Source organism: Roseovarius sp. MBR-6 (assembly GCF_040547525.1).
GTDB lineage: Bacteria > Pseudomonadota > Alphaproteobacteria > Rhodobacterales > Rhodobacteraceae > Roseovarius.
Genome location: NZ_JBEPPW010000005.1, coordinates 218,952 through 245,302, shown reverse-complemented (window position 1 = coordinate 245,302; position 26,351 = coordinate 218,952). Strand labels below are relative to the sequence as shown.

General features: G+C 66.8%; 27 protein-coding genes. 18 read left to right on the top strand and 9 right to left on the bottom strand.

Annotated elements, in window-relative coordinates; translation table 11 throughout:
* Nucleotides 1-53 precede the first annotated feature (53 nt).
* From ABIE57_RS09260 to ABIE57_RS09245, 4 genes are read right to left on the bottom strand one after another with little or no spacing between them, the layout of a single operon-like run.
* Complete coding sequence (locus ABIE57_RS09260; RefSeq protein ID WP_354538751.1) at nucleotides 54-1,031, bottom strand: alpha/beta hydrolase; 978 nt, start codon at nucleotides 1,029-1,031, stop codon at nucleotides 54-56.
* Nucleotides 1,031-1,789: an alpha/beta fold hydrolase gene (locus ABIE57_RS09255; RefSeq protein ID WP_354538722.1), complete on the bottom strand. Its 759-nt coding sequence runs from the start codon at nucleotides 1,787-1,789 to the stop codon at nucleotides 1,031-1,033. The genes ABIE57_RS09260 and ABIE57_RS09255 overlap by 1 nt, the downstream gene beginning before the upstream one ends.
* Nucleotides 1,790-1,842: 53 nt before the next feature.
* Nucleotides 1,843-3,081, bottom strand: a complete 1,239-nt coding sequence (locus tag ABIE57_RS09250; protein ID WP_354538721.1) for an MFS transporter — start codon at nucleotides 3,079-3,081, stop codon at nucleotides 1,843-1,845.
* 19 nt (nucleotides 3,082-3,100) lie between these two features.
* On the bottom strand, nucleotides 3,101-3,334 hold the full coding sequence (locus ABIE57_RS09245; protein WP_354538720.1) for a hypothetical protein: 234 nt from the start codon (nucleotides 3,332-3,334) through the stop codon (nucleotides 3,101-3,103).
* A gap of 248 nt (nucleotides 3,335-3,582) precedes the next feature.
* On the opposite strand from ABIE57_RS09245, the gene ABIE57_RS09240 reads away from it, so the two are divergent.
* The 4 genes from ABIE57_RS09240 to ABIE57_RS09225 are packed head-to-tail and all read left to right on the top strand — an operon-like array spanning nucleotide 3,583 to nucleotide 7,456.
* Complete coding sequence (locus ABIE57_RS09240; RefSeq protein WP_354538719.1) at nucleotides 3,583-4,200, top strand: paraquat-inducible protein A; 618 nt, start codon at nucleotides 3,583-3,585, stop codon at nucleotides 4,198-4,200.
* The gene (locus tag ABIE57_RS09235; RefSeq protein WP_354538718.1) at nucleotides 4,179-4,832 is read left to right on the top strand and encodes a paraquat-inducible protein A; all 654 of its coding nucleotides are present in this window, start codon (nucleotides 4,179-4,181) and stop codon (nucleotides 4,830-4,832) included. The genes ABIE57_RS09240 and ABIE57_RS09235 overlap by 22 nt, the downstream gene beginning before the upstream one ends.
* Nucleotides 4,829-6,895, top strand: coding sequence for an MlaD family protein (locus ABIE57_RS09230; RefSeq protein WP_354538717.1), 2,067 nt, complete (start codon nucleotides 4,829-4,831; stop codon nucleotides 6,893-6,895). The genes ABIE57_RS09235 and ABIE57_RS09230 overlap by 4 nt, the downstream gene beginning before the upstream one ends.
* 3 nt (nucleotides 6,896-6,898) lie before the next feature.
* Entirely contained in the window at nucleotides 6,899-7,456 is a 558-nt protein-coding gene (locus tag ABIE57_RS09225; protein ID WP_354538716.1) for a PqiC family protein, read from the top strand.
* A 57-nt stretch (nucleotides 7,457-7,513) separates the two neighbouring features.
* Here the strand turns inward: ABIE57_RS09225 and ABIE57_RS09220 are convergent, their stop codons facing one another.
* The 3 genes from ABIE57_RS09220 to ABIE57_RS09210 form a co-directional block, all read right to left on the bottom strand.
* A complete protein-coding gene (locus tag ABIE57_RS09220) occupies nucleotides 7,514-10,618 on the bottom strand; it encodes an efflux RND transporter permease subunit (protein ID WP_354538715.1) in 3,105 nt (1,034 codons plus the stop codon).
* A 24-nt stretch (nucleotides 10,619-10,642) separates the two neighbouring features.
* Nucleotides 10,643-11,752 (bottom strand): efflux RND transporter periplasmic adaptor subunit, encoded by a 1,110-nt coding sequence (locus ABIE57_RS09215; RefSeq protein WP_354538714.1) that lies wholly within the window; start codon nucleotides 11,750-11,752, stop codon nucleotides 10,643-10,645.
* Between the two features lie 274 nt (nucleotides 11,753-12,026).
* Complete coding sequence (locus tag ABIE57_RS09210; protein ID WP_354538713.1) at nucleotides 12,027-12,593, bottom strand: TlpA family protein disulfide reductase; 567 nt, start codon at nucleotides 12,591-12,593, stop codon at nucleotides 12,027-12,029.
* Between the two features lie 24 nt (nucleotides 12,594-12,617).
* On the opposite strand from ABIE57_RS09210, the gene argH reads away from it, so the two are divergent.
* From argH to ABIE57_RS09185, 5 genes are read left to right on the top strand one after another with little or no spacing between them, the layout of a single operon-like run.
* The gene (gene argH / locus ABIE57_RS09205) at nucleotides 12,618-14,009 is read left to right on the top strand and encodes an argininosuccinate lyase (RefSeq protein WP_354538712.1); all 1,392 of its coding nucleotides are present in this window, start codon (nucleotides 12,618-12,620) and stop codon (nucleotides 14,007-14,009) included.
* A complete protein-coding gene (locus tag ABIE57_RS09200) occupies nucleotides 14,006-14,206 on the top strand; it encodes a lipoprotein (RefSeq protein WP_354538711.1) in 201 nt (66 codons plus the stop codon). Before argH ends, ABIE57_RS09200 begins: the two co-directional genes overlap by 4 nt.
* Nucleotides 14,203-14,511, top strand: coding sequence for a DUF2834 domain-containing protein (locus ABIE57_RS09195; protein WP_354538710.1), 309 nt, complete (start codon nucleotides 14,203-14,205; stop codon nucleotides 14,509-14,511). The genes ABIE57_RS09200 and ABIE57_RS09195 overlap by 4 nt, the downstream gene beginning before the upstream one ends.
* A gap of 41 nt (nucleotides 14,512-14,552) precedes the next feature.
* The gene (gene lysA / locus ABIE57_RS09190; RefSeq protein WP_354538709.1) at nucleotides 14,553-15,818 is read left to right on the top strand and encodes a diaminopimelate decarboxylase; all 1,266 of its coding nucleotides are present in this window, start codon (nucleotides 14,553-14,555) and stop codon (nucleotides 15,816-15,818) included.
* Nucleotides 15,819-15,857: 39 nt separating this feature from the next.
* Nucleotides 15,858-18,437 (top strand): TIGR02302 family protein, encoded by a 2,580-nt coding sequence (locus tag ABIE57_RS09185; RefSeq protein WP_354538708.1) that lies wholly within the window; start codon nucleotides 15,858-15,860, stop codon nucleotides 18,435-18,437.
* A gap of 180 nt (nucleotides 18,438-18,617) precedes the next feature.
* Here the strand turns inward: ABIE57_RS09185 and ABIE57_RS09180 are convergent, their stop codons facing one another.
* Nucleotides 18,618-19,448 (bottom strand): zinc-ribbon domain-containing protein, encoded by an 831-nt coding sequence (locus ABIE57_RS09180; RefSeq protein WP_354538707.1) that lies wholly within the window; start codon nucleotides 19,446-19,448, stop codon nucleotides 18,618-18,620.
* Nucleotides 19,449-19,612: 164 nt separating this feature from the next.
* Between ABIE57_RS09180 and ABIE57_RS09175 the strand changes: the two genes are divergently transcribed.
* The 9 genes from ABIE57_RS09175 to ABIE57_RS09135 all read left to right on the top strand — a co-directional run bounded on the left by ABIE57_RS09175 (nucleotide 19,613) and on the right by ABIE57_RS09135 (nucleotide 26,101).
* On the top strand, nucleotides 19,613-20,290 hold the full coding sequence (locus ABIE57_RS09175; RefSeq protein WP_354538706.1) for a cell division ATP-binding protein FtsE: 678 nt from the start codon (nucleotides 19,613-19,615) through the stop codon (nucleotides 20,288-20,290).
* Between the two features lie 8 nt (nucleotides 20,291-20,298).
* Nucleotides 20,299-21,192: a cell division protein FtsX gene (locus ABIE57_RS09170; RefSeq protein ID WP_354538705.1), complete on the top strand. Its 894-nt coding sequence runs from the start codon at nucleotides 20,299-20,301 to the stop codon at nucleotides 21,190-21,192.
* Complete coding sequence (locus ABIE57_RS09165) at nucleotides 21,189-21,917, top strand: lysophospholipid acyltransferase family protein (protein WP_354538704.1); 729 nt, start codon at nucleotides 21,189-21,191, stop codon at nucleotides 21,915-21,917. The genes ABIE57_RS09170 and ABIE57_RS09165 overlap by 4 nt, the downstream gene beginning before the upstream one ends.
* A 141-nt stretch (nucleotides 21,918-22,058) precedes the next feature.
* Complete coding sequence (locus tag ABIE57_RS09160) at nucleotides 22,059-22,196, top strand: hypothetical protein (RefSeq protein WP_354538703.1); 138 nt, start codon at nucleotides 22,059-22,061, stop codon at nucleotides 22,194-22,196.
* Between the two features lie 175 nt (nucleotides 22,197-22,371).
* Nucleotides 22,372-23,457, top strand: a complete 1,086-nt coding sequence (hisC, locus tag ABIE57_RS09155; protein WP_354538702.1) for a histidinol-phosphate transaminase — start codon at nucleotides 22,372-22,374, stop codon at nucleotides 23,455-23,457.
* Complete coding sequence (locus ABIE57_RS09150) at nucleotides 23,454-24,371, top strand: prephenate/arogenate dehydrogenase family protein (protein ID WP_354538701.1); 918 nt, start codon at nucleotides 23,454-23,456, stop codon at nucleotides 24,369-24,371. The genes hisC and ABIE57_RS09150 overlap by 4 nt, the downstream gene beginning before the upstream one ends.
* Nucleotides 24,368-24,967 (top strand): extensin-like domain-containing protein, encoded by a 600-nt coding sequence (locus tag ABIE57_RS09145; protein WP_354538700.1) that lies wholly within the window; start codon nucleotides 24,368-24,370, stop codon nucleotides 24,965-24,967. The genes ABIE57_RS09150 and ABIE57_RS09145 overlap by 4 nt, the downstream gene beginning before the upstream one ends.
* Nucleotides 24,968-25,061: 94 nt before the next feature.
* Nucleotides 25,062-25,394, top strand: coding sequence for a hypothetical protein (locus ABIE57_RS09140; protein WP_354538699.1), 333 nt, complete (start codon nucleotides 25,062-25,064; stop codon nucleotides 25,392-25,394).
* A gap of 266 nt (nucleotides 25,395-25,660) precedes the next feature.
* The gene (locus ABIE57_RS09135; protein WP_354538698.1) at nucleotides 25,661-26,101 is read left to right on the top strand and encodes an MmcB family DNA repair protein; all 441 of its coding nucleotides are present in this window, start codon (nucleotides 25,661-25,663) and stop codon (nucleotides 26,099-26,101) included.
* Here the strand turns inward: ABIE57_RS09135 and ABIE57_RS09130 are convergent.
* The gene (locus ABIE57_RS09130; protein WP_354538697.1) at nucleotides 26,096-26,284 is read right to left on the bottom strand and encodes a DUF6324 family protein; all 189 of its coding nucleotides are present in this window, start codon (nucleotides 26,282-26,284) and stop codon (nucleotides 26,096-26,098) included. The genes ABIE57_RS09135 and ABIE57_RS09130 overlap by 6 nt on opposite strands.
* Nucleotides 26,285-26,351 lie beyond the last annotated feature (67 nt).

Genomic DNA, 26,351 nt, shown 5'->3' with positions numbered 1-26,351 from the left:
ATCTGCGCCCCTTGGCCATCAGCATGACACCTGCGCGCGGACAAGGGCAAGCCCTATCGCGCGAGGATCGGCGCAAGCCACTCGGTCATGGCCTGCACCGCCGCGTCCGTGGTGCCGGGTGACATGATGTCGCCGGTGATGACATGGGCAAAGGGATCGTCCTCAGGCGCGAGATCGGGCGCGATGCGCGTGACCGGCCCGCCCCATCGGGCCACGATCTTGTCTGTGAGATCGGGGCGCACGACCCGGTCATCGTCAGAATAATAGAAGAGCGCGGACAGCGTCATCGCGGAAAAATCGAGCCTGCGGGCATGGGCCACCAGCGCCGCCATCGGAAAGACGGCAATGCTCGGGTATTCGGTCGTCCATTCGGCGGCCTGTTCGGGGTTGCGCGGCTCGAAGCTGCGGCGGTCACCTGCCAAAAGCGGCAGCCAGTGACGCGCACCGGGCCATGTCAGCAGCGGGGCCAGCGGATTGTTGATCCCGAAATTGGGCGACACGAAAATGACGCCCGCCACCTGTTCGCGCAAGGCCGGGTCCTGCAAGGCCACCGCCGCGACCGTCGCGCCGGTCGATGTGGCAAGGATCACCACCCGTTCGCCAGTCGCGCGCGCGACCGCCAGCGCCTCGGCGGCATCGGCAAACCAGTCCGAGGCGCTCGCCTCTCCCATGGCGTCACTGTCGCGCCCGTGACCGCGAAACCGGGTATAGACGAGATTGGCACCGAAGGCCTGCGCCAGCAGGTCCGGCACCGGCCGGATTTCCTGTGACGACGCGGAAAACCCGTGAAAATAGACGATGGAGAGGGCTGTGCGCGTCTCCTGCTCGCCCGCCCAGATCACGCGCTTGTGGCTGTCGGGGCGGATGTCGTCAAAGCGCGATTCCATCGCCTCCAGATAGACGCCGATGCCTTCGCCAAAGCGGCGCGGCTCGAAGGCGGGTGGCATTTCGAGCGGCTCTTTCGGGGCAAGGACAAGCCCCGCTGCGACAAGGACGGCAAGGGCAAGAAGCGCGCGCCCGATCCAGCGCATCACGCCTTTGTCGCCCGCGCCGTGACCTCGTCCACCGCCGCACCGATGAGCGCGAGGCAGTCGGGATCGGAAAACCGGTGGTCGGCCCCCTTGACCAGCGTCAGGCGCATGTCCGGCCCCTTTGCATGGTCCAGCAGGCGCAGCGCGACTGACATATCCACATCCCGGTCCGCCGTCCCTTGCAGGAACCGCGCCGGAAACGGCAGGGCGAGCGGCGTGCGCAGCACGAGATTCCCGCGCCCCTCCTCGATCAGGCGGCGGGTGATGACATAGGGCTCGCCATACTCCGACGGCAACGCAACCTGTCCCTTGGTCATCAACGCCTCGCGCTGTGCGGCGTCGAACCCGGCCCACATCGAGTCCTCGGTGAAATCCGGTGCGGCGGCGATGGTCACAAGCCCCGCCACCCGGTCCGGCAAGGCGCGCGCCAGCAAGAGCGCGATCCAGCCCCCCATGGAGGACCCGACAAGGATTTGCGGCCCCGTGGTCAGCCCCTCCAGCGCCCTGCGCGCATCTTCGGCCCAATCACCGATACAGCCTTCGGTGAACGCCCCCGAGGATTGGCCATGCCCCGAATAATCGAACCGCAGAAAGGCACGACCCCGCTCGCGCGCCCGGTCCTCAAGCCAGAGCGCCTTGGTGCCCTCCATGTCGGATTTGAATCCGCCGAGAAAGATGACGCCCGGACCCGCACCGCCGGTGCGGTGAAAGGCCAGGCAGCGGCCCGTGGCGGTCTCGAAAAATTCTGGTTCGGGCATGGCTCCTCCGGATCCTGATCATGCACCGGGGCGCACGCGCCCGTAAACCGGTTTTACCGCGCCCCGCCCACAGGGCGCAGCGTCAGCGCCAACAGCCCGCCCGCCAGCGCCATGACGGCAAAGCCCGCCAGCGCCGCCACCGGCCCGAGAACCGACAGCGCCCCGCCCAGAAAGCCCGCCAGCAGCAGGATCATGCCGATCGCGGTATTGGCGAGCGCGGTGTTGCGCGCGCGCAGATCCGCGTCGGATATGTCCACAAGGTAGATCGTGCGCGCCTGCTTGACCCCGTTCCAGCCCAGCATCAGCACGAAGAGCGCAACCGGGATTCCCCCGGCCTTCCCGGCGACGTGGAGCAGAATTGCCGCCGCCATCGCCGCCGCCCCGAGGCATCCCGCGCCCAGCATGGCATGGCGGCTGTCACGATCCGCCAGCCGCCCCCAGAAATAGGAGCCGAGAAACGTCGCCAGCGACGCGGCCAGCAGCATCGCGCCGAGGCGGTTCAACCCGGCCCCCTCGGTGGCAAGAAGCACGAAAAAAGGCGGGGCCAGCGCGGTCGAGACCAGAAGTCCGCGCACGAGAATGAACCGGCGCAGGTTCGCATCCTCGCGCAGGATGGCAAGATAACCACCTGACGATGTGATGTTTTCGGGCGTGCCCGCCGCTTCGTCGATCCCCGCGAAAATCACTGCTGCCGCACACCACGCCAGTGCGGCCAGCGCGATGGCCGCGATCACCGCTGCCTCGTTGCGCAAGGTGCCCGCGATGAGCAAGCCGGCGAAACCAACCACCAATGCCGCCGAAACAGACCCCGCAAGCCCCGTCACCCTGCCGCGCCGCGACTGTTCAATCGTCTTGCCGAGCACGTCCTTGTAGCTCACCGAGCAGGCCGCGCGCGCCAGCGCCAGCACGGCAAGCAAGGCACAGATGAGCGCCCCCGCCAGCCAGCCGGACACCATCAGCGCCACAAGCGCGATCCCGCCCGCCGCCGCCCCCTGAAGCGCGCTGCCCCCGGCCCAGACCAGACGGCGATAGCGCAAGCGCCCGATCCAGGCACCGATCACAAGCTGCGGCAGAAGCGCGCCCGCCTCACGGATGGGCACTAAAAGCGCCACAAACGCCGCGGGCGCGCCAAGGCTTCCCAGCAGCCAGCTCAGGATCAGTTTGGGATCGACAAGGCCGTCGGCGAGCTTGGAGAGCGTCAGCGCGCCCACGTGTCGACGCGCGTTCCGGGCTTCGGTCTCATCAAGGCCAGTGGAGATCAGGCGCGCGGTAAGGCGGTCGGGCAGGGACAAGGGCATATCCGGGGGCAGGTCAGCCCCCGACATAGCCCCCGCGACGCGGACGGTAAAACACCTTCTGATTGTGCAACCGGCCCAGAAGGTCATGAACTCTGCGCAAGGTCGCCGCGGGGGCCTCGTCCTCGTTGGCAATCCCCTCGGGCGCTATGGCGCGCGACGAAAGCTCTGTCCTCGTGCGGTGCAACGCGGTCTCGATCAGGTCCATGTCCTCGACCGACAGTTCGAATTTCGAATTGTAACCCGGCATGTCTTGCCCCCTTTGAACTGGCTGCGCAACATTCTTGCGCGGCGGATATGCGGCATTTAGGGCGCGATATGCGACATGTCCAGTGGGTTTTTCACCCTGCGTCGATATGTATGCCCTGCCGTCATCGCCCGATCCGGCCGAACCGGGCCGCGCCCATCCTCAGGGCGCCAAGGGGTTGAGTTCCATCCCGGCTTCGCCCACTCTCGGCACTTGCCGCGATGCACCCGCGACAAGGATGAAAGGGACCGATGCCCGACGCAACGGACGAACTCGATGGCATGATCGTCTGCCCAAGCTGCGATCTGGTCTATCGCGCGCCCAAGGTGGCGGCGCGCGAGCGGGCCTATTGCGCGCGCTGTCATACCGTGCTGATCGCGCCCCGGCGCAAGGCGGGCAAACAGCTTATCGCGCTTGCTCTGACCGTGCTGATCCTGATCACTGCGGCCACTGTATTTCCGTTTCTCGCCATCGGCGCGGGCGGGGTGCGGCACGAGGCATCGGTGCTCGATACCGCCTTTGCCTTTTCCGGGGTCCTGTCGGGGGTCGCGGTGGCGGTGCTTCTGTTCATCGTGATCATCCCGGCGCTGCGGCTGATCTTGCTGATCTACGTGCTGGCCCCGATCATCCGCGACCGGCCGCCCGCGCCATATGCACGGGACGCGTTCCGCCTGTCGGAGAAACTCCTGCCGTGGTCGATGGCCGAGATTTTCGCGCTTGGCTGCGCGGTGGCCCTTGTCAAGCTGAGCGATCTGGCAGAGGTGATCTTTGGCCCGGCGGCATGGCTTTTTGCCGTGCTCGTCGTGCTCGTGGTGGCAAGTGACCGATTGATGTGCAGGTATTCGATATGGACCTCCCTGAAGGAGTGAAAACCGCAAGGGAACAGGGGCTTGTCGGCTGCACCCGCTGCACCCGTCCCTCGCCCGCAGGCACCGCGCGCTGTCCGCGCTGCGGCAGCCGGTTGCAATCGCGCGATGCGATGTCGCTGCAAAAGGTCTGGGCGTGGTGGCTGGTAGGGCTGGGCTGCTATATCCCGGCCAATCTCTACCCGATGCTGGAGACGCGCACGCTGGTCAGCACCCAGAGCGACACGATCGTCGGCGGTGCGGTCGAACTGGCAAGGCACGGCAACTGGGGGGTGGCGGCGATCATCCTGATTGCCAGCGTTCTCATCCCCGTGGGCAAGTTCGTGGCGCTAGCGGGGCTCGCCATCGGGGTCCGGCACGGGCCGCAGATATCCGAGGCTTGGCGGCATCGCCTTTATGAGGTGGTGGACTATATCGGGCGCTGGTCGATGATCGACGTTTTCGTGGTGGCGATCCTGTCCTCGCTGGTGCAGCTTCAGGCGCTGGCCTCGATCACGCCGGGACGGGCGAGCCTGTTCTTCGCGCTCTCGGTGATCTTCACCATGCTGTCGGCGCAGAGCTTTGACAGCCGCCTCATCTGGGACAGCGCGGACACTGTGCCGCGCGCCCGCAAACCGAAGGTGCGACCCACGTGAGCGACCAGAGCACATCCCCGCCCGAGGCCCCGGTCAGCCCCGCCAGCCGCCCGATCTGGCAGCGGTTGTCGATCGTCTGGATCGTGCCGCTTGCCGCGCTCGTCGTGGTGCTGGCCATCGCCTGGCAGAGCTATGCGGAACGCGGCCCGCTGATTGAGATCGGGTTCGAGAATGCCAGCGGCGTACGCGCGGGCAGCACGGAATTGCGCTATCGTGACGTCAAGGTCGGGTTGGTCGAGCACGTGGGCTTCGGCGAGGGTCTGGGGCAGGTGCTGGTCAGGGTGCGGCTGGACAAGACGGTGGCCCCCTATGTCGATGGCGAGGCGCGGTTCTGGGTGGTGCGGCCACGGGTGACGACGCAGGGCGTCTCGGGGCTCGACACGGTGCTCTCGGGTGTCTTTATCGAAGGGCTTTGGGACAATGAGCCGGGCACGGCAGCCACCCGGTTTGACGGTTTGCCCGACGCCCCGCTGGACCGGTTGGGGCAAGACGGGGTGCGACTGATGCTGCGGGCTGCGGGCGGGGCGTCCCTGACCGAGAGCGCGCCGATCCTCTATCGCGGAATCGAGGTGGGGCGTATCGGCAAGCCGGTCATCTCCTCCGAAGGCAGCACCGCCGAGGCCGAGGCCGTGATCTACGCCCCGCATGACCGGCTCATCAACAGCGCGACGCGGTTCTGGGATGCCTCGGGGTTCTCGGTGTCCTTCGGTCCGGGGGGCGCTGCGATCGATTTTTCGTCCATCGCCTCGCTGGTCTCGGGGGGGATCACGTTCGATACCTTGCTCTCGGGCGGCACACCCGTCGATCCCGGCGCGCGCTTTACCGTCTTTGCCGATGAGGCCGCGGCCCAGGCCAGTATCTTTGCCGGTAACGAGGGCGAGACGCTGACGCTTTCGGTGCTCTTCGACGAGAACATTACCGGCCTCGCCACCGGCGCGCCGGTGGAGTTGAACGGGTTGCGCATCGGCGATGTCGAGGCGCTCAACGGTGTGGTGGACGAGGCGCGCTTTGGCGATGGCAACGTGCGCCTTGCGGTGACGCTGGCAATCCGGCCCGGCCGACTTGGCCTTGGCGGCGAGAACGGCCCTGCCGCTGCGCTCGATTACCTGCGCGCGCGGGTTGCCGCGGGCCTGCGCGCGCGGCTTGCCACCGCGTCGATCCTCACCGGCGGCCTCAAGGTGGAACTGGTCGAGGTGCCGGACGCGCCCGAAGCGGCGATCACCGAGATCGACGGTGCGCCCCCGGTCCTGCCCGCCACCGACAGCGAGATTGCCGATGTCGCGGCCACCGCCGAAGGCGTGTTCGAACGGATCAACGCGCTGCCGGTCGAAGAGATCATGGCGCAGGCCATCACCCTGATGCAGAACGCCAACGCGCTCATCGCCAGCGACGACACCCGCGCCGTGCCCGGCAATGTGAACGCGCTTCTGACCGGGGCGCAGGCCCTGCCCGCGCGGCTTGACGCGACGCTCTCGGAGATTGAAAGCCTGATCGCGCAGATCAACGAGCAGGCGCTGGCCGCGCGCGTGTCCGATCTGCTGACCGAGGCGGCAGAGGCCGCGCGCGGCGTCGGTGCCGCCACCGAAGGCATCCCGCAACTGGTCGAGCTGCTGGATGCAGTCGCCGCGCGCGCGGGTGCGGTGGACCTCGACGTGCTGGCCGCCGATCTCTCGGCGCTGCTGAAAAGTGCGGATGCCCTGATCGGGCAGGCGGAGACCCGTGCCTTGCCCGGCCAGCTCAACAGCACGCTTGGCGAATTGGCCCTCGTGCTGGAAGACCTGCGGGCAGGTGGCGTGGTGGAGAATGCCGTCGCCACACTCGAGTCCGCCCGCAGCGCCGCCGATACCTTCGCCGCGGCCGGCAATGACCTGCCCGGTCTCATCGCCGAGGCGCGCGGCATGCTGGCGCGCGCCAATACCACGCTCGAGGGCTATCAGGCCACGGGGGGCGTCGGGCGGGATGTCCGCACCGCCCTGCGCGAGGTCGAGGCCGCGGCCAGGGCCGTCGCCGCGCTCGCGCGGGCCATCGAACGCAATCCGAGTTCCCTGATCCGAGGACGCTGACCCATGTTCAAATCCATCTCGATCGCGGGCCTTGTCGCGGTTGCGGCCTGCGCCACCGTTCCCGAAGAGCGCATCGCCGTGCCGCGCGCGCAGGTCACGGAAACCCAGCGAATCGCCCATTCAAGCGTCGCGCTGCGCACGGTCTCCCTGCCGACCTATGCGGCGGGCGAGGCGATCTTTGTCGCCGATGAGACGGGGCGTCTGCGCACCAGCGGCGGGCTTTTGTGGGCGGACGATCCAGGCCGCGCGATGACCCTCGAACTGGCGCGGCACCTGACCGCGATCACCGGCGCGCGCGTGGCCTCGGAGCCGTGGCCGTTTCTGGATCCGGCCGCCGCCGAGGTGGAAATCCGCGTCGAGGCCATGCACGCGCGGGCCGATGGCACGTTCGGGGTCTCGGGACAGTATTTCGTCACCTCCGAAAACGGTGGTGACCGCGCGCTTCTTTTCGATCTGAGCACCCGTATCGGCGGCGAGCGGACCCCCGCGGATCTGGCGGATGCGCGCGCGCGACTGGTGCGCGATCTGGCGCTCGATCTGGCCCGGCGCGGCCTGCGATAGTTTCCACCGCCGCACGGAAGGCGTCAGAGCCCGATGCCCTCACACAAGAACAAAGGATCACTCGCGCGGCTTGGTCCGCCCGAAGAGCCGCGTCACGATGACAAAGAAGAGCGGCACGAACACCACGCCCAGCACCGTGCCGGAAATCGTCCCGCTCAGCACGCCGGAGCCGATGGCATTGCGCCCGCCGGAGCCCGCGCCGGAACTCAGCACCAGCGGCAGAACGCCCAGGGAAAAGGCCATGGAGGTCATGATGATGGGCCGAAACCGCTGGCGCGCGGCCTCGGTCACGGCCTCCAGGATGCCCTCGCCCGCCTCGTATCGGTCGCGGGCGAACTCGACGATCAGGATGGCGTTCTTGCCGGTCAGGCCGACCACCGTCAACAAGCCCACCTGAAAGAACACCCCGTTCTCGAAGCCGCCGATCCACGCGCCTGTGAGCGCGCCGACGATACCGATGGGCATGGCGAGCATCACCGCAAAGGGAATCGACCAGCTTTCATAAAGCGCCGCGAGCGACAGGAACACCGCCGCCAATGAGAGCGCGTAAAGCAGCGGTGCCTGACTGCCCGATTCGCGTTCCTCGAGTGACAGGCCGGTCCAGGCCAGTTCATACCCCTGCCCGAGTTGCGCAACGAGACGCTCCATCTCGGCCATCGCCTCGCCGGTCGAGACGCCGGGCGCGGGCGTGCCCTGCAATTGCACCGACGGGATGCCGTTATAGCGGTATAGGCCCTGTGCGCCGTAATCCCAGCGGCCTTCGGTGAAATTGGAAAACGGCACCAACCCGCCGCTGGCGTTGCGCACCCGCCATTTCTCGATATCGGTGGGCTGTGCCCGCGCATCGGCCTCGCCCTGCACATAGACCCGCTTGATCCGGCCCTGATCGAGGAAATCGTTCACGTAGGTCCCGGCCCAGGCGATTTGCAGCAATTGACCCACGTCGGTCGGGGTAAGGCCCATGGCCCCCGCCTTGCGCCAGTCGATATCGAGGTTGAACTGCGCCGCATCCTCCAGCCCGTTGGGCCGCGCGGAGGCGATGAGATCGCTTTGCGCGGCCATGCCCAGAAGCTGATTGCGCGCCGCCATCAGGTCGGCATGGCTCTGCCCGGCACGCGCTTGCAGATAGAAATCAAACCCCGAGACATTGCCAAGCTCGATGACCGAGGGCGGCACGACGGGAAACACCATGGCGTCACGGATCTGGCTGAAGGCACCAAAGGCGCGGCCCGCAAGGGCCTGCACGCTTTGATCCGGGCGCGGGCGCTCGTCCCAGTCCTTGAGTTGCACGAAGGCCAGGCCCATGTTCTGACCGTTGCCGGAAAAGCTGAAGCCGACGACGCCGAACATGGAATTCACCACATCGGTTTCCTGCGTCAGATAATAGTCCTCGACCTGCTTGATCACCTCCAGCGTCCGCTCGGCGCTCGAACCGGTGGGCGTCTGGATGAGGGTGAATAGAATACCCTGATCCTCTTCGGGCAGGAACCCGGTGGGTGTGCGCAGGAACATCAGCGCCATGCCGAGTGCAAGCGCCAGATAGACCACGAAGACCCGCACCGGTCGGCGCACCGACCAGCCCACCGTGCCACCATAGCCATTGGTGAGCTTGCCAAACCCTGTATTGAACCATGCGAACGGTCCGCGCGCCGGGGCATGGCCCTTGGGCTTGAGCAGGGACGCGCAAAGCGCCGGTGTCAGCGTGATCGCCACGACCACCGACAGCGCCATGGCCGAAACGATAGTGATCGCGAATTGCTGATAGATCACGCCGGTGGAGCCGGGAAAGAACGCCATCGGCACGAACACCGCCGAGAGCACCATGGCGATGCCCACCAGCGCGCCGGTGATCTGACCCATGGATTTATGCGTGGCCTCACGGGGGCCAAGGCCCTCTTCCTCCATGATCCGCTCGACGTTTTCCACCACCACGATGGCGTCATCGACCAAGAGGCCAATGGCCAGAACCATCGCCAGCATGGTCAGCGTGTTGATCGAGAACCCGGCCGCCGCCAGCACGCCGAAGGTGCCCAACAGGACGACCGGCACCGCCAGTGTGGGAATGAGCGTGGCGCGCAGGTTCTGCAGGAAGAGGAACATCACGAGGAACACGAGGCCAATCGCCTCGAACAGGGTCTTGACCACCTCCTTGATCGAAATCTCGACAAAGGGCGTGGTGTCATAGGGGATCACGTAATCGACACCTTCGGGAAAGAACCGGGCGAATTCGGCCATCCGCTCCTTGATCGCGCGGGCGGTATCGAGCGCATTGGCACCGGGTGCGAGGGTGATCGCCATGCCCGCCGCCGGGTCCGTATTGAACCGCGCCGTGGTGGCGTAGTTTTCCGCCCCGATCTCGACCCGCGCCACATCGTCAAGCAGCACGAGACCGCCATCGGTCTCGGCGCGCAGAACGATCTGGCGGAACTCCTCGGGCGTGCCGAGCAGCGATTGCGCGGTGACCGTGGCGTTAAGCTGCTGTCCCTCGACTGTCGGGAGCGCGCCAAAAGCGCCCGCCGAGATCTGCGCGTTCTGCGCCGAAACCGCCGCCACCACATCCGACGGCGTCAGGCCGAACCCTGCCAGCTTGGACGGATCAAGCCAGATGCGCATCGCATATTGCGCGCCGAACACATTGACCGATCCGACCCCCGCGATCCGGCTCAGTTCATCAACAAGGTTCGTGACCATGTAATCCGACAGGTCCACCTGTTCGAGCGTGCCATCGGTCGAGATCATCCCCACCACCATCAGGAACCCGGCGGACGATTTCTCGACCGTGATACCCTGCCGTTGCACGATCTCGGGCAAAAGCGGCGTGGCCTGTCCCAGCTTGTTTTGAACCTGAACCTGCGCGATGTCGGCATCGGTGCCGGTCTCGAAGGTCAGGGTGACCTCTGCGCTCCCCGCCGAGGTCGAGCGCGACGAAAAATACCGAAGACCATCCAGCCCGGTCATCTGCTGCTCGATCACCTGCGTGACCGTGTTGGCCACCGTATCGGCAGAGGCCCCGGGATAGGCGGCCGAAACCGTGACAGAGGGCGGTGCGATCTGCGGATACTGTGCGACCGGCAGGATCAGGATGGCCAGAACCCCGACCCCCATGATCAGGATGGAGATGACCCATGCGAATACCGGGCGGTCGATGAAAAAGCTGGCCATGCGGAATAATCCCTGCCCGGTTGGTTACTGTTGCGGCGCGTCGGCGCGCTCTTCGGGTGTGACCGTGGCACCGGGCGCGGCCTTTTGAAATCCCGCCACCATCACGCGATCACCGGGGTTCAGCCCCGCATCCACCACCCAGGCGTTACCCCGGTCCTGAATGACGCTGAGCGCGCGTTCCTCGATCACGCCCGCGCCATTGACCACCCAGGCCATGGGCCGCCCGCGCCGGTCCCGGATCACGGCCTCCTGCGGCACGAGATAGACCGCTTCGGCCTTTTCCACGGGCATTTCCACCAGCACATACATGCCCGGCAGCAAGAGAAGATCGGGATTGTCGAACTGCATCCGCAGCGTGACGACGCCGGTTTGCGGGTTCACGTTCGGTTCTGCCGCCTTGAGATGTCCCGTCTCGCCAAAGTCGGATCCGTCCGCCAGCCGCAACCGCACCGTGGCGTCCGCGCCTTCAAGGTCGCGCGCCGTCTCGCCGCGACGCCAGCGCAGAAGCTCGGCGGCGGATTGGGTCACGTCGACATAAACCGGATCTATGGTGCGGATCACCGCCAGCGGTTCTGCCTGACTGGCGGTCACAAGCGCCCCCTGTGAGGTCTTCGACAGGCCGATACGCCCCGATAGCCGCGCCCGGATCGTGGCGCGCGACAGCTCGATCTCGGCGGAATTGAGCTGCGCCTCGGCCAGATCAAGCCCCGCCGCCGCCGAATCGCGGGTCGATGTCGCCTCATCCAGCGCCTGTTCGCTGGCCACGTTGCGCGCTTGCAATTCCACCAGCCGGCGTGCCTCGCGTTCTGCCGCCCGCAATTGCGCCTCGGCTTGCGCCACACTGGCGCGCGCCTGTCGCACGGCGGCCTCATAGGTGGCGGTGTCGATCTGATAGAGCGGGTCGCCCATCGTCACATCCGCGCCCTCGTCGAACAGGCGTTCGGTGATGATGCCATTGACCTGTGGGCGCACCTCTGCCTCGGCCGAGGCCGCCACCCGCCCCGGCAAAAGCGAAGTCAACGTCACATCCTGCGGCGAGAGTGTCACCACCGTCACGGGCGGGGCGGGTGCCGCCTGTTGCGCCATGGCCAAACCTGGCACCAGACCCGTGCAGAGTGCGAGAACGCGGATCATTCTGGAAAACTGCGCCATCAAACGCCCTTTCAAGATCTGGTTGGCGCAACGGCAGGGGTCATGTCGCCGTTGCGGTGAGGGCGAAACGCAGTCGGATAGAGACCACCCGACCAACCGGATTTCAATGATGACCGACGCCCTGACCCCCGGTCACAGCGCGAAACTACCCGCCCCGCCCGGGATGGGCAAGTCGCGGATGAGGACGGGACGACGACACTGGACGACACTGGATGCCGGACGGGCAGGACACCCCCCGCCTGACGCTTGCCCGAACTCAGCCCTCTGCCGTCCCCTCGACCAGCGCCCGGATAATCGCCTTGGCGCTGTCGCTGTCCCAATCGGCGTCGCCGGTGAGCCGCGCAAGCTCATGGCCGTCGGGGTCGAGGATCACCGTGATGGGCAGGCCGAAGACACCCATTTCCCGGGCAAGTGCACTCTTGGGGTCGCGGTGCAGCGGCAGGTTGGTGACGCCGATCTCGTCGAAGAATTTCTTCATCGCGGGCGGTGGGTTGCGGCCGGTGGCGATGGTCACGACGGAAAACGCCTCGCTGCCCAACTCGGTCTGGAGATTGGCGAGCGTCGGCATCTCGGCGCGGCAGGGCGCGCACCATGTGGCCCAGAAATTCAGCACCACATGCTGCCCGCGATAATCGGCAAGCGTGCCGGTCGTGCCGTCTGCACGCTCGAATTCGGTGAGCGGGGCGGGTTTGGGCGCGGCGTGGAACATGAGCTTTTTCATGTGCCCGTCGCGCAGCGCCTCAAGGGCTGCGGTATCGGCCACAGCGGCGTTTGCACCAAGCGCGAGGGACATATAAAGGACGAGCTGACGAATGGTTCTCATAAATCCCTCCGAAGGGCAAAAGACATGACTGACACGACCTCGAACCAGATGTGGGGCGGCCGCTTCGCCGCCGGGCCGGATGCGATCATGGAGGCAATTAATGCCTCGATCTCATTCGACAAGCGGATGGCGGCGCAGGATATCGCCGGGTCGCGTGCCCATGCCGCCATGCTGGCCGCCACAGGTATTGTCAGTGATAAGGATGCCGAGGCCATGAGGGAAGGGCTTCTCACGGTCTTGTCAGAGATCGAGGGGGGGGAATTCGCATTTTCGACCGCCCTTGAGGATATTCACATGAATGTCGAGGCGCGATTGAAGGCTTTGGTGGGGGAGCCGGCGGGGCGGCTGCATACGGGCCGCTCGCGCAACGATCAGGTGGCCACGGATTTCCGGCTCTGGGTGCGCGATCAACTGGATGCGGTGGATCAGGCCTTGCAAGCGTTGATGCGCGCGCTGGTGACACAGGCCGAGGCGGGGGCGGATTGGGTGATGCCGGGCTTCACCCATCTGCAAACCGCGCAGCCCGTCACCTGGGGCCATCACATGATGGCCTATGTCGAGATGTTCGGCCGCGATCTGAGCCGGGTGCGGGACGCGCGGGTGCGGATGAACGAATGCCCGCTGGGCGCGGCGGCGCTAGCCGGAACCAGCTTTCCGATTGATCGGGAGATGACGGCGCGGGCGTTGGGGTTTGATCGCCCCTGTGCCAATTCGCTCGACGCCGTGAGCGACCGCGATTTCGCGCTGGAATTTCTGGGTGCGGCCAGCATCTGCGCGATGCATCTGAGCCGCTTTGCCGAGGAATTGGTGATCTGGTCCTCTGCGCAGTTCCGCTTTGTCGCTTTGTCGGATCGGTTCTCGACCGGATCAAGCATCATGCCGCAGAAGAAGAACCCCGACGCGGCGGAATTGATCCGCGCCAAGGTGGGGCGCATTTTCGGGGCCAATGTGGCGCTGATGATGGTGATGAAGGGGCTGCCCTTGGCCTATTCCAAGGACATGCAGGAGGACAAGGAACAGGTCTTTGATGCCGCCGACAACCTGATGCTGGCGCTGGCGGCGATGGAGGGGATGGTCCGCGACATGCAGGCACAAAAGGACAATCTGGAGACCGCCGCCGGGTCCGGCTTTTCGACCGCGACGGATCTGGCCGATTGGCTGGTGCGGGTGCTGGACATGCCGTTCCGCGATGCGCATCACGTCACCGGCAGTCTTGTGGCCCGCGCCGAGGCGCGGGGCTGTGACCTGCCGGATCTCGGCCTTGACGAGATGCAAGAGGTGCATGGCGAAATCACCGCAGCGGTCTATGATGTGCTGGGCGTGCATAATTCGGTGGCGTCACGGATGAGCTACGGCGGCACCGCCCCCGAACAGGTGCGCGTGCAGGTGGCGCGCTGGAAGGAGCGTTTGAAATGAGGCTCTTGGTTCTGATGTCCGCGCTCACGCTGGCGGGCTGCGGCGTGGAGGGCGATCCGGTGCGGCCCAAGGTCGACACCGTGGTGACGGCCGGCAGCGGCGGGAACGTCTCGGCGGGGGTGGGCGTCAAGGTGGGAAATGTCACCGCCGGGGCCTCGAACAACGGGGTCAGCGTCGGCGTGGGGGTGAGCCTGTGAGATGGGTCTGGCTGGCGCTGGCGCTCTGGGGCGCGGTGCATCCGATGTCGTGGTTTCTGGCGTGGTTCGGTGAGAACGGCTATGACCTGATGGCGATGGTCGATGCCTGGCATGTCAACGCGGCCACATCGGGGCTGGTCTGGGACCTGACGATTGCCGCCGTGACGCTGACGGTCTGGGTCGTGGCCGAGGCGGTGCAGCATCGGCGCTGGCTGGGCCTGCTGGCGATTCCGGCGACGTTCGGCATCGGGGTCAGTTGCGGCCTGCCGCTCTATCTTTTCTTGCGCGGCCTGCGGCAGGCGTGAGCGATTTGGATATTTCTGGCAAGATGAAGCGGGGCTAGGGCTTGGATCATTTTATCTACCGGGGCGGTGTGCTGCATGCCGAGGAGGTGCCGCTGCCGGAGATCGCGGCAGCGGTGGGCACACCGTTCTATTGCTATTCCACCGCGACGCTGGCGCGGCATTATCGCCTCTTCGACGAGGCGCTGACGGGGATGGATCATCTGGTGTGCTACGCCATGAAGGCGGCGAGCAATCAGGCGATCTTGCGCACGCTGGCGGCGCTTGGCGCGGGGATGGATGTGGTTTCGGGCGGGGAATATGCCCGCGCGATCGCGGCGGGCGTGCCGGGGGAGCGGATCGTGTTCTCGGGCGTGGGCAAGACGCGTGAGGAAATGCGCGTGGCGCTGATCGGCGGGATCCGGCAGTTCAATGTCGAGAGTGAGCCCGAGCTGCGCGTGCTGAGCGAGGTGGCGGCAAGCCTTGGCAAGGTTGCCCCGATCACCATCCGGGTCAATCCGGATGTGGACGCGAAAACCCATGCCAAGATCGCCACCGGCAAAAGCGAGAACAAGTTCGGCATTCCGATTTCTCGCGCCCGCACCGTTTATGCCGAAGCGGCCCGACTGCCGGGGCTGGAGGTGGTTGGTATCGACGTGCATATCGGCAGCCAGTTGACCGAGCTTGCGCCCTTTCGCGCTGCCTATGAGAAGGTGGCCGAGCTGACCCATGCGTTGCGCGCCGATGGTCATGACATCCGCCGTCTCGATCTGGGGGGGGGCTTGGGTATTCCCTATACCCGCTCGAACGAGGCCCCCCCCCTGCCCACCGAATACGGCGCGCTGATCCGCGAGGTGCTGGGGCATCTGGATTGCGAGATCGAGATCGAGCCGGGTCGCCTGATCGTCGGCAATGCCGGCGTGCTGGTGAGCGGGGTGATCTACGTGAAAGAGGGCGAGGGGCGCGATTTTCTCATTCTCGACGCGGCGATGAACGACCTCATTCGCCCGGCCATGTATGATGCGCATCACGATATCGTCCCGGTGATCGAACCCGCGCCGGGGGTAGAGCACCGCCCCTATGACGTTGTGGGGCCCGTCTGCGAGAGCGGCGATACCTTCGCGCGCGCGCGCCAGATGCCCCCGCTGGCGGCGGGCGATCTGGTGGCGTTCCGCAGCGCCGGGGCCTATGGCGCGGTGATGGCGAGCGAATACAACACACGGCCCCTGATCCCCGAGGTTCTGGTGAACGGGCGTGACTTTGCCGTGATCCGTGCGCGTCCAAGCTTTGACGAAATGCTGAATCGCGATACCATCCCCGAGTGGCTCTGACGCACGGCGCGTCAAGGGCCGGATAGGAGCGGTGACGCGATGACCGAGCAAGGCGAGCTTCTGACCCCGATTCTGGCGCGGTTGCGCCGGGTTCTGTGGCTGACCTGGGCGGGACTGCTTGCCGAGCGGCTGGTGCGCGCCTTCTGGCCTTTGTGGAGCGTGCTGGCGGCTGGGGCGGCGGCGGTCTTGCTGGGCCTGCACGAATTGGTGCCGCTGGCGGTGGCACAGGCGGCGGCGGGCGTCATCGCGCTGGCGGCGATGATCTTTGGCGTTCGGGGCTGGCGGCGCTTTCAGTGGCCCGCGCACGCCGAGGCGCTGGCGAGGGTCGATGCGGTGATGCCGGGGCGGCCCCTGGCGGCGCTGGGCGATGTGCAGGCGGTGGGGGCGGGCGATGCCGCCTCTGCCGCGCTCTGGCGCGCGCATCAGGCGCGCATGGCCGCTCGGGCGCAAGACGCGCGCGCCGTCTCTCCCGATCTGCGGCTGGCGCGGCGCGACCCTTACGGGATGCGATACGTGGCGCTTCTGGCGCTGGTGACGGGGTTGGTCTTTGGGTCGGTCTGGCGCGCGGGCACCGTGGCACAGATCGTGCCGGGGGCGGGCACGGGCGCGGCGCTGGCCTCTGGTCCGGCATGGGAAGGCTGGATCGAGCCGCCCGTCCATACCGGCCTGCCGAGCCTTTACCTGGCTGATCAGGGTGAGACGCTACAGGCTCCGGCAGGCAGCCGGGTCACGCTGCGTTTCTACGGCGAGGTGGGGGCGCTGCGGCTGGAAGAGACGGTTTCGGGCGAGCCTGTTGCCACGCCGGAGGCACCCGAGCAGAGCCTGACCATCGCGCGCGACGGGGAGATCACGATTGCCGGTCCGGGCGGGCGCGGCTGGCGGGTGACGGCGGTGCCCGACACCGCCCCCGAGGTGGCGATCATCGAGGGCGAGGCCAAGACGACCTTTGACGGTCAGATGAGCCAGCCCTTCGAGGCGCGCGACGATTATGGCGTGACCGGGGGCGCGGCGGTTTTCGCGCTCGACATGGACCGGCTCGAGCGTCGGCATGGTCTGGCGGCGGACCCCGAGCCGCGCGAGGCGATCACGCTCGATCTGCCGCTGCCGCTGACCGGCAACCGCGCGGAATTTACCGAGACGCTGATCGAGAACCTGTCGGAACACCCTTGGGCGCATCTGCCGGTCACGCTGCGGCTGCGGGTTACGGATGCTGCGGGGCAGGACGGGCTTTCCGACCCGGTGGAGATGGCCCTCCCCGCGCGGCGCTTTTTCAACCCGCTGGCGGCAGCGGTGATCGAGCAGCGGCGCGACCTTTTGTGGACGCGCGACAATGCCGCGCGCGTGGCGCAGGTGCTGCGGGCGGTGTCCTACAAGCCGCGCGAGGGGCTGTTTCGCTCCGAGAAAGCCTATTTGCGGCTGCGGGTGATTCTGCGGCAACTGGAGGCGAAGGCGGTCGAAGGGCTGGATGAGGCGGGGCGTGACGAGATCGCGCAGGCGCTGTGGGATCTGGCGCTGCTTCTGGAGGATGGCGATATCGGCGACGCGCTGGAACGGATGCGCGCGGCGCAGGAGCGGCTCAGCGAGGCGATGAAGAACGGCGCCACGCCTGAGGAAATCGCGCGCCTGATGCAGGATCTGCGCGACGCGACGCAGGACTATCTGCGCCAGAAGATGGCCGAGGCACAGCGCGAGGACGAGGAGGGCGGCAGCCAGCAAAGCGCCGAGAACATGATGCAGATGAACCAACAGGATCTGCAGGACATGATGGACCGCATCCAGGAATTGATGGAACAGGGCCGCTTTGCCGAGGCGCAGCAGGCGCTGGAGGAATTCCAGCGCATGATGGAGAACATGCAGGTCACCCAAGGCCAGGGCCAGTCGGAGGGCCAGCAGGCGATGGAGGGTCTGGCCGAGACGCTGCGCGAGCAGCAGGGCCTGTCGGATCAGGCGTTCCGCGATCTTCAGGAACAGTTCAACCCCAATGCGCAGCGCGGCCAGTCGCAGGGCAACGAGGGCCGGTCGGGCGGTGACGGTCGCGGCCAGAGCCATGACGGCCAGCAGGGGCAGGGCGGCGGTGAAGGCGGCGCGCAACCCGGCGGTCAGGGTCAGGATCAGGCGGAGGGCAATGAGGCCGGATCGCTTGCGGAGCGGCAGGAGGCGCTGCGCCGCGAGCTGGAGCGCCAGCGCGGCGGTCTGCCGCAACTGGGCGGTGAGGCGGGCGAGGCCGCCCGCGATGCGCTGGAGCGCGCCGAACGCTCGATGGAGGGCGCGGCGGAGGCGCTGCGCAACGACGATCTGGCGGGCGCGCTCGGCGAACAGGCCGACGCAATGGAGGCGCTCCGCGAGGGGATGCGCAACATGGGCGAGGCGATGGCACAGGAGGGCCAGCCCGGCGGGCAGAACGGACAGCAGGGACAGCCGGGCATGGCGCAGGCCGATCCGCTGGGCCGCGAACGGGGTCAGGGGCGCAACGCGGGCACGCAGGACAACCTGCTTCAGGGCGACGATGTCTATCGCCGCGCGCGCGACCTGCTGGACGAGATCCGCCGCCGCTCGGGCGAGGGCGCGCGCCCGGATGTGGAGCTTGAGTATCTCAAGCGGCTGCTGGAGCGGTTCTAGAGCATGTTGCTCAAAAGTGGGAACCGGTTTTGAGCTTCTCGAACATGCGAAATCAATAAGTTAGAGTGTGTCGTGTGAATTCGAATGAACGCGACACGCTCTGGACGGTCAGTTCCGGCGTGGGACCGGTTGGACCGACACGCAGCCCGGAATGGGGCGATGCGGAAGATCAGTCAGACGCTACCCCCGCCCGATGATCCCTGCGACCGCCTGTGACAGCAACCCCCGCAGAGCATCCACCGCAGCGACATATTGCGCAACCGGGCGTTCCAGACCCGGTGCCATGGCGGTGATGGTCGGGGCCATGAGATAGACAATGAGCGCGACCACGCAGGTGATCACCGCGAGGCGAAAGCCGGTGCGAAAGCCGCTCTTGCGAGGCGTGGGCAGCGCCTCTTCGGGCAGGATGGGGGGGCGCACGACGGCACCATTGTCTTCGTGCGCCGAGAGCGAGGAATTGATTTCGTCGATATCGGGGAAAAGGTTGCGCCGCGAGGGCGGGTCGATCTCTTCGGGCGTGGTGTCCTCGGGAGGGGGCTCTGGCCGGGTCGCGCCGCCGCGCAGCCGCTCCATGCGCGAGCGGGCCTGTTGGCTGCGTTCGTCGGAGGCGGGGGCGTCAAGCCCGAGATCGGGCTGGGTCTCAAGCCGGTCGCCTGCCTCGGACGCGCGCGCGGCGCGCTCGCGCTCGGCCTCTTCGCGCAGGATTTCGGCAATCTCGGGGTCGATGCGGCGTTGCGCGGCGGGGGGCGGCCCCGGCTGTGGCAGCGGTTCGGGGGCCGCTTCCGGCGGGGATACAGGCACATCCTCGGGGACCGGCTCTGGCTCCGGTTCACGCTCTGGCTCAACCGCCTCTGGCTCCGGTTCCGTTTCCGTGTCGTCCGGGGCATGGTCGGCATGATGCTGAAACCACGTATTGCCGCAGTTCGAGCATTGCACATCGCGGCCCGACACAGGGATGACCGCATCGGGCACCTCGTATTGCGCCCCGCAATTCGGACATGTCAGCCTCATTTCACCCCCTGCCGCCTGTTCCGCTTCTTGGGTTGTGCTCGTTGTTAAGGACCATAAGCGCTTCACCGCTCATGGAAAAGGACAAAGCGAATCACGCGTGCAGTGATTGCACATGTGTGGCCTCTGGGGCATGAAGGGGGCTGCTGGACACAAGGGGCGGTGCGGTGATCGAGCTTGAATCTGTGGCCTATTCCTATGGCGGGGGTGAGTTGCTGGGCGATGTGTCGCTCTCGCTTGCGCCCGGCTCGTTCCATTTCCTCACCGGGCCGTCCGGGTCGGGCAAGACGACGCTGCTGAAGCTGTGCTACGGCGCGTTGGTGCCAAGTTCTGGCACGGTGCGCCTGTTTGCGCAGGACCGGCGCGAGATGACACGCGACGACGTGGCCATGGCGCGCCGCCGCATCGGGGTGGTGCATCAGGATTGCCAGTTTCTGGATCATCTGAGCGTCGCGGACAATATCGCGCTGCCGCTGTCGGTTTCGGGGCGCGACCTGTTGGCCGAGGAGCCGAACCTGCGCGAACTGGTGGGCTGGGTCGGTCTCAAGGAGCGCGCGCAGGCCCTGCCGCCGGAACTGTCGGGTGGAGAACGTCAGCGCGCGGCGCTGGCGCGCGCGGTGATCATGTCGCCCGATGTGGTGCTGGCGGACGAGCCCACCGGCAACGTGGACTGGGAGATGTCGCAGCGCCTGCTGCGCCTGCTGATCGAACTGAACCGCATGGGCAAGACCATCCTTATCGCCACGCATGATCTGGCGCTCATCCGCGCGGCCAAGGCGCATGTGCAGACGCGGGTGCTGCGGATCGCGTCGCGGCGGTTGCAATTCGCGGGGGCGGACCTTTGAGGCTCGACATGACCGCGGTGCGGGGGATGCTTGCGGGGGACGCGCAGGCCGACCGGGTCGTGCCGCCCACCGGGTTCACGGCCTGGCTCACGCTCTTCAGCGCGGGGGCGATGGCGTTTCTCGCGGTCTTCGCGCTGGCGCTGTCGTTGGCGACGGGGCGGCTTGCGGATCGCTGGGGCAACGAGCTTGCGCGCACCGCGACCGTGCGCATCTCGGCCCCGGAGGCGCAGATGGCCGCGCAGACCGCCGCGGCGTTGCGGGTGCTCGAGACGACGACCGGCGTGGCGCGCGCCCGCGCGCTTTCGGATATCGAGCAGGCGGCGCTGCTGGAGCCGTGGTTCGGCCCGGGCCTGCCGCTCGATCAACTGCCCATTCCCCGCCTGATCGAGGTGATCGAGACCGGCGCGGGGTTCGACGCGCAGGGCCTGCGGCTGCGGCTGGCGGCCGAGGTGCCGGGCGCCGTGCTTGACGATCACACCCGCTGGCGCGAGCCGCTGACGCGCGCGGCGGGGCGGCTGCGGCTGCTTGGGCTGGTCGCGCTTGGCCTCATCGCGGCGGCGACGGCGGCGATGATCACGCTCGCCGCGCAGGCCGCCCTTGCCGCCAATGCGCAGGTGATCAGCGTGTTGCGGCTGGTGGGGGCGCAGGACGGCTATATCGCGCGCGCCTTCGTCCGCCGCTTTGCCGCGCGCGGGCTGGCGGGGGCGGCGATCGGCACGGTTCTGGGCTGTCTGGCGATTCTCGCGCTGCCTGCGGCGCAGGTCGAGGGCGGGTTTCTGACGGGCCTCGGCTTTCAGGGCTGGCACTGGCTCTGGCCCTTCGTCATTCCGCCGCTCGCGGGGCTGGTGGCCTTTGGGGCGACGCTGACCGCCGCGCGCCGCACACTGGAGGAAATGCCATGAGATATGTCGTGCAATGGGTGCGCTCGCTGCTTTTCGTTTGCCAGATGTATGTCATGCTGGGGGTGATCGGCATTGGCTTTCTACCCTGGGCCCTGCTCAGCCCGCGCGGTGCCCTGGCGGCGTGCAAGAGCTATTGCCGCTGGGTCTGCTGGACCGCAGGCTGGATGGTGGGGCTGAAGACCGAGGTGCGCGGCACGCCGCCCTCGGGCGCGGTGCTGGTCGCTGCCAAGCATCAGAGCTTTCTCGACATCCTGATGATCTTCGGCAGCCTGCCCTCCGGCAAGTTCATCATGAAGCGCGAATTGATTTGGGCACCCATCGTTGGCCAATACGGGTTGCGCATCGGCTGTGTGCCGGTGGACCGGGGCAAGCGCGGCGCGGCGATCAAGAAGATGGTGGCCGACGTCGCGCGCGGGCTGGCGCGGCCCGGTCAGCTCATCATTTTCGCCCAGGGAACGCGGGTGGCGCCGGGAGATGTGCGCCCCTACAAGATCGGCACCGCCGTTCTCTATGAGCAACTGGGGCAGACCTGCCACCCGGTTGCGACCAATGTGGGCGTGTTCTGGCCCAAGCGCGGCATCTACCGCAAGCCGGGGGTAGCGGTGATCGAATACCTGCCCGAGATCGCCCCCGGTCTTGAGAAGCACGTGTTTCTCGCGCGGCTGGAGGAGGAGGTGGAGACCGCCTCGAACCGGCTCATGCGCGAGGCGGACTTTGCCGTGTGACCCGCTTGGATTGCGGCGAAAGAAAGTCTTACTCTGCCCGATATTATCCCGGTTTTGTCAAATCACGGCCTCAAACCGGGAGCATCGTTGCCTTAACCGAAACAATGCCCAAGGCGGCAATCGAGCAAAAGGACAAGGCAGATGAAACAGCGGTGGCTCAAATCCGTGGTGAAACACAGCAACGAGGCGGCCCCCGCCCTGCCCTATCACCGCGCGGCCCGGCAGGCCCGGCGGCGCGCGCAGTTGTTCGAGTTGCTGCGCAGCCTCAAGACCGCCTGATCGCGCGCCGCGATTGACGTGCGCTTGGCCACCGGCGCACCGTCATCCCCCCGAAAGCGGTGGTCTACCGTCGGCATGAGACCCGAGGGCCACAGAGCCCCTTTGGTGGCAGTTTCAATCTTTCCTTGCCCCGCGCCCGAGGCTAGATACGGGAACGGCCAAGGAGAGACCTGCCATGACCCAGATCGCGCCGCAACCCGGCATCCTCGACATCGCCCTTTACGAGGGCGGTGCCTCGCATGTGGAGGGTGTGGCCAATGTGGTCAAGCTCAGCTCCAACGAAAACCCGTTCGGCCCCTCCGAGGCCGCCAAGGAGGCGTTCCGCCGCGCGGCGTTCGATCTGCATCGATACCCGTCCACCGATCACGCTTCGCTACGCGCGGCCATCGCCGAGGTTCACGGGCTTGATCCCGCGCGTATCGTCTGCGGTGTGGGCAGCGACGAGATCATTGCCTTTCTCTGCCAGTGCTATGCCGGTCCCGGCGATGAGGTGATCCATACCGAGCATGGCTTTGCCATGTATCGCATCAGCGCGCTGGCCAATGGCGCAACCCCGGTCGAGGTGCCCGAACGCGAGCGCGTGACCGATGTGAACGCGATCCTTTCCGCCTGCACCGAGGCCACGCGACTGATCTTTGTCGCCAATCCCAACAACCCCACCGGAACGATGATCGGCGAGGCAGAATTGCGCCGTCTGGCCGAGGGGCTGCCCGACCGCGCGCTTCTGGTGATCGACGGGGCCTATGCCGAATATGTCGAGGGCTATGATGGCGGCGCAGCGCTGGTCGAGGCGCGCGAGAACGTGGTGATGACGCGCACCTTTTCCAAGCTTTACGGGCTGGGCGGGCTGCGCGTCGGCTGGGGCTACGGGCCGGGGCATGTCGTCGATGTGCTCAACCGGGTGCGCGGGCCGTTCAACCTCTCGAGCGCGGCGCTTGCCACCGCCGAGGCGGCGATACGCGATACCGCCTGGGCCGAGAAATGCCGCGAGGAGAACACCCGCCTGCGCGCCTGGCTGGCCGAAGCGCTGGCCGAGCATGGCGTGCCCTCCGACACATCGACCGCGAATTTCATCCTGGCCCGGCTTGGCAGCCGCGAGGAGGCCGAAGCCTGCGACGCCTACCTTAGGTCCGAGGGGCTGATCGTGCGGCGCGTGGCGGGCTACAAACTGCCCAACTGCCTGCGCATCACCGTGGGCGACGAGCCCGCCTGCCGCCGTGTCGCCCATGCCGTTGGGCAATTCAAGGCAGGCGCGCGATGAGCGTGATCTATGAGCGCGTGGCTCTGATCGGGCTTGGCCTCATTGCCTCGTCCATGGCCCATGCAATGCGGCGTGCGGGCGTGGCGGGCGAGATCACGGGCTATGCCCGCACCGCAGAGACCCGTGCAATCGCGCGTGAGATCGGCCTCTGTGACCGCGTCTGCGACAGCGCCGCCGAGGCCGCGACGGGCGCGGATCTTGTGGTGCTCTGCGTGCCGGTGGGGGCCATGGGCGCGGTCGCTGCCGAAATCGGCCCGGTGCTGAAACCGGGGGCCACGGTCAGCGATGTCGGCTCGGTCAAGAAAGCGGTGATCGAGGCGGTGGCGCCGCATCTGCCCGACACCGTGCATTTCGTCCCCGCGCATCCGCTGGCGGGGACCGAGCATTCCGGGCCACGCGCGGGCTTTGCCGAGCTTTTCGACAACCGCTGGTGTCTCATCGTGCCGCAGGAGGGCAGCGACCGCGCCGCCGTCGAGCGGCTGGAGGCGTTCTGGCAGGCGCTGGGAAGCCATACCGACGAGATGGAGGCCGAGCATCACGATCTGGTGCTGGCGGTGACCTCTCATGCGCCGCATCTCATCGCCTATACCATGGTGGGCGTGGCCGACGATCTGCGCCGCGTGACCGACAGCGAGGTGATCAAGTATTCCGCCGCCGGTTTCCGCGATTTCACCCGCATCGCGGCCTCGGACCCGACCATGTGGCGCGACGTGTTTCTCAACAACCGTCAGGCGACTTTGGAGATTCTGGGCCGCTTCACCGAAGAGCTTTTCGCGCTGCAACGCGCCATCCGTACCGGCGACGGCGATCACCTGCACGCCTATTTCACCCGCACCCGCGCGATCCGTCGCGGCATCATCGAGGCTGGTCAGGACGTGGACGCGCCCGATTTCGGGCGGGCGAAAAAGGCATGAGGTCCGCGCTTGCCCTCGCCCTCGCCCTCATGGCCACCTCTTGCGGGCGCGGTGACACTGAGGTGAGCCGCGCAGGAGAATTGTGCGGCGTGCCGGGTCTCTCGGGCACGGTCTCGGGCCTTGTCCCCGATCAGGTCCCGGGCTGCGGGGTCGAGCGCGCGGTGCGCCTCGAAGCGGTGCATGGTGTGCGCCTCAGCCAGCCTGCCACGCTCGATTGCCCGACCGCGCGCAGCCTCGGCCAATGGGTGCGCGAGAGCGCGCAGCCGGAGGTGGGGCGCATGGGGGGCGGGCTTGTGGGCCTGCGCGTGCCGGCGCATTACGTCTGCCGCACCCGCAACCACCAAAGCGGCGCGCGCATCTCCGAACACGGCAAGGGCCGCGCCATCGACATCGCCGCGCTGCAACTGCGCGATGGTTCGGAAATCTCGGTGCTCGAGGATTGGGACCGGGGGCAGAAGGGGCGCATTCTCAGACGCTTGCATCGCGATGCCTGCGGGCCGTTCGGCACGGTGCTCGGCCCCGAATCGGACCGCCACCACCGCGATCACTTTCATTTCGATACCGCGCGGCACCGGGGCGGGCCCTATTGCCGCTGAGCGGAGGGCCGCTGTCCGGGTCACATCCGTATTTCAACGCTTGTAATTCATTCTTAACGTCTTAGGCTTATGTGCGGAGTAACGGAGGTCCGCCATGCCCAAGCTCATTCGCCTCTACATCACGCAGGTTGCCATCGGCTTTGGCCTCGCGGGCGTCTTTGTGGCCATGCTCCTGTGGTTCAACATCGCCAATCTCTGGCATCTCGTGACCCATTCGGACAAGGGCGTGCTGGCCGTGCTGATTCTCTGGCTGGCCAACGGTATCGTCTTTGCCGGGGTGCAATTCGCCATTGCCGTCATGCGGATGAAGGATGATGACGATGACGAGCCGCGCGGCGGCCACCGTCAGCGCGTGATGCGGCGCGAGTATGCGACCATCCCCGTGCGGGTGGAGGCCCGCAACCGGACGCCGTGGCGCGGGCAGTAATCCCGCGTTTTTCATGGTGTTGCCGGAGGGTGTGACGGGCCCGCCGCAGCCGTTCGGTGTTCTCATTCCCGAGGACCTGTATATACAGGTGGGCGTCGGGTAACCGGACCAGGATCCGGACAGAGCCAACTCCCTCGGAATTGCTTAAGGCCACTGGAATGCAACCGTTGTCGAGAAGAGCAGCACCCGTCACATCGCAGAAGTAGGCGTTTGCAGGTCCCACGACAAGGGGTTGCGCACGTTCGTGTTCTGTTCATAATTTCACCATGGCACAGACCCTTCGCCCCCGCCTGCCCGGTCAGCGCCTTGCGCGCGGCGTCTGTCGGCACCTCTCCAGCCTCGATTTCGCGGCACTGGAGGAATTCGTTCCCGAACGCGGGCGGCGTGTCGATGTCATGGCGCTTGGGCCCAAGGGAGAGATCTGGGTGGTGGAATGCAAATCGAGCCGCGCCGATTACCTCGGCGATGGCAAGTGGCAGGGCTATCTTGACTGGTGTGACCGGTATTTCTGGGCGGTGGATGCGGATTTCCCTACCGACCTTCTGCCGGAAGGCACCGGCCTCATCATCGCCGACGATTACGATGCCGAAATCCTGCGCATGGCTCCCGGGACGCGGCTGGCACCGGCGCGCCGCACAGCCCTCATCCGGCGCTTTGCCCGCGACGCCGCGCGCCGGGTTCAGCGCCTGAGCGATCCCGGCCTATGACCCCTTGCGCCGCGCCGCAGCCGCGGCGGCACGCAGTTCCTCGGCGATCTCCTCGGCCTCTTCCGGGTCGAAATCCATGGGTATCTCGAGGCCTTGCGCCTCGATGAACAGCCGCACCATGCCCTGATCCGTCGGTCCGATCTGAAGATTGGCCTCGATGTCGCGCTCGGTATTGATGCCCATGGCCGCCTCCTCGATCTGCGAAGTTTGCTAGCGGGTTTGTCCATGGCTGACAAGGGCCGCAGGCGTC

What these genes read in the sequence shown, in the direction of transcription:
- ABIE57_RS09260 (WP_354538751.1), bottom strand. Translation starts at nt 1,031, where the DNA reads ATGCGCTGGATCGGGCGCGCGCTTCTTGCCCTTGCCGTCCTTGTCGCA.
- ABIE57_RS09255 (WP_354538722.1), bottom strand. Translation starts at nt 1,789, where the DNA reads ATGCCCGAACCAGAATTTTTCGAGACCGCCACGGGCCGCTGCCTGGCC.
- ABIE57_RS09245 (WP_354538720.1), bottom strand. Translation starts at nt 3,334, where the DNA reads ATGCCGGGTTACAATTCGAAATTCGAACTGTCGGTCGAGGACATGGAC.
- ABIE57_RS09240 (WP_354538719.1), top strand. Translation starts at nt 3,583, where the DNA reads ATGCCCGACGCAACGGACGAACTCGATGGCATGATCGTCTGCCCAAGC.
- ABIE57_RS09235 (WP_354538718.1), top strand. Translation starts at nt 4,179, where the DNA reads ATGGACCTCCCTGAAGGAGTGAAAACCGCAAGGGAACAGGGGCTTGTC.
- ABIE57_RS09225 (WP_354538716.1), top strand. Translation starts at nt 6,899, where the DNA reads ATGTTCAAATCCATCTCGATCGCGGGCCTTGTCGCGGTTGCGGCCTGC.
- ABIE57_RS09220 (WP_354538715.1), bottom strand. Translation starts at nt 10,618, where the DNA reads ATGGCCAGCTTTTTCATCGACCGCCCGGTATTCGCATGGGTCATCTCC.
- ABIE57_RS09215 (WP_354538714.1), bottom strand. Translation starts at nt 11,752, where the DNA reads ATGATCCGCGTTCTCGCACTCTGCACGGGTCTGGTGCCAGGTTTGGCC.
- ABIE57_RS09210 (WP_354538713.1), bottom strand. Translation starts at nt 12,593, where the DNA reads ATGAGAACCATTCGTCAGCTCGTCCTTTATATGTCCCTCGCGCTTGGT.
- argH (WP_354538712.1), top strand. Translation starts at nt 12,618, where the DNA reads ATGACTGACACGACCTCGAACCAGATGTGGGGCGGCCGCTTCGCCGCC.
- ABIE57_RS09200 (WP_354538711.1), top strand. Translation starts at nt 14,006, where the DNA reads ATGAGGCTCTTGGTTCTGATGTCCGCGCTCACGCTGGCGGGCTGCGGC.
- ABIE57_RS09185 (WP_354538708.1), top strand. Translation starts at nt 15,858, where the DNA reads ATGACCGAGCAAGGCGAGCTTCTGACCCCGATTCTGGCGCGGTTGCGC.
- ABIE57_RS09180 (WP_354538707.1), bottom strand. Translation starts at nt 19,448, where the DNA reads ATGAGGCTGACATGTCCGAATTGCGGGGCGCAATACGAGGTGCCCGAT.
- ABIE57_RS09170 (WP_354538705.1), top strand. Translation starts at nt 20,299, where the DNA reads ATGACCGCGGTGCGGGGGATGCTTGCGGGGGACGCGCAGGCCGACCGG.
- ABIE57_RS09165 (WP_354538704.1), top strand. Translation starts at nt 21,189, where the DNA reads ATGAGATATGTCGTGCAATGGGTGCGCTCGCTGCTTTTCGTTTGCCAG.
- ABIE57_RS09160 (WP_354538703.1), top strand. Translation starts at nt 22,059, where the DNA reads ATGAAACAGCGGTGGCTCAAATCCGTGGTGAAACACAGCAACGAGGCG.
- hisC (WP_354538702.1), top strand. Translation starts at nt 22,372, where the DNA reads ATGACCCAGATCGCGCCGCAACCCGGCATCCTCGACATCGCCCTTTAC.
- ABIE57_RS09150 (WP_354538701.1), top strand. Translation starts at nt 23,454, where the DNA reads ATGAGCGTGATCTATGAGCGCGTGGCTCTGATCGGGCTTGGCCTCATT.
- ABIE57_RS09145 (WP_354538700.1), top strand. Translation starts at nt 24,368, where the DNA reads ATGAGGTCCGCGCTTGCCCTCGCCCTCGCCCTCATGGCCACCTCTTGC.
- ABIE57_RS09140 (WP_354538699.1), top strand. Translation starts at nt 25,062, where the DNA reads ATGCCCAAGCTCATTCGCCTCTACATCACGCAGGTTGCCATCGGCTTT.
- ABIE57_RS09135 (WP_354538698.1), top strand. Translation starts at nt 25,661, where the DNA reads ATGGCACAGACCCTTCGCCCCCGCCTGCCCGGTCAGCGCCTTGCGCGC.
- ABIE57_RS09130 (WP_354538697.1), bottom strand. Translation starts at nt 26,284, where the DNA reads ATGGGCATCAATACCGAGCGCGACATCGAGGCCAATCTTCAGATCGGA.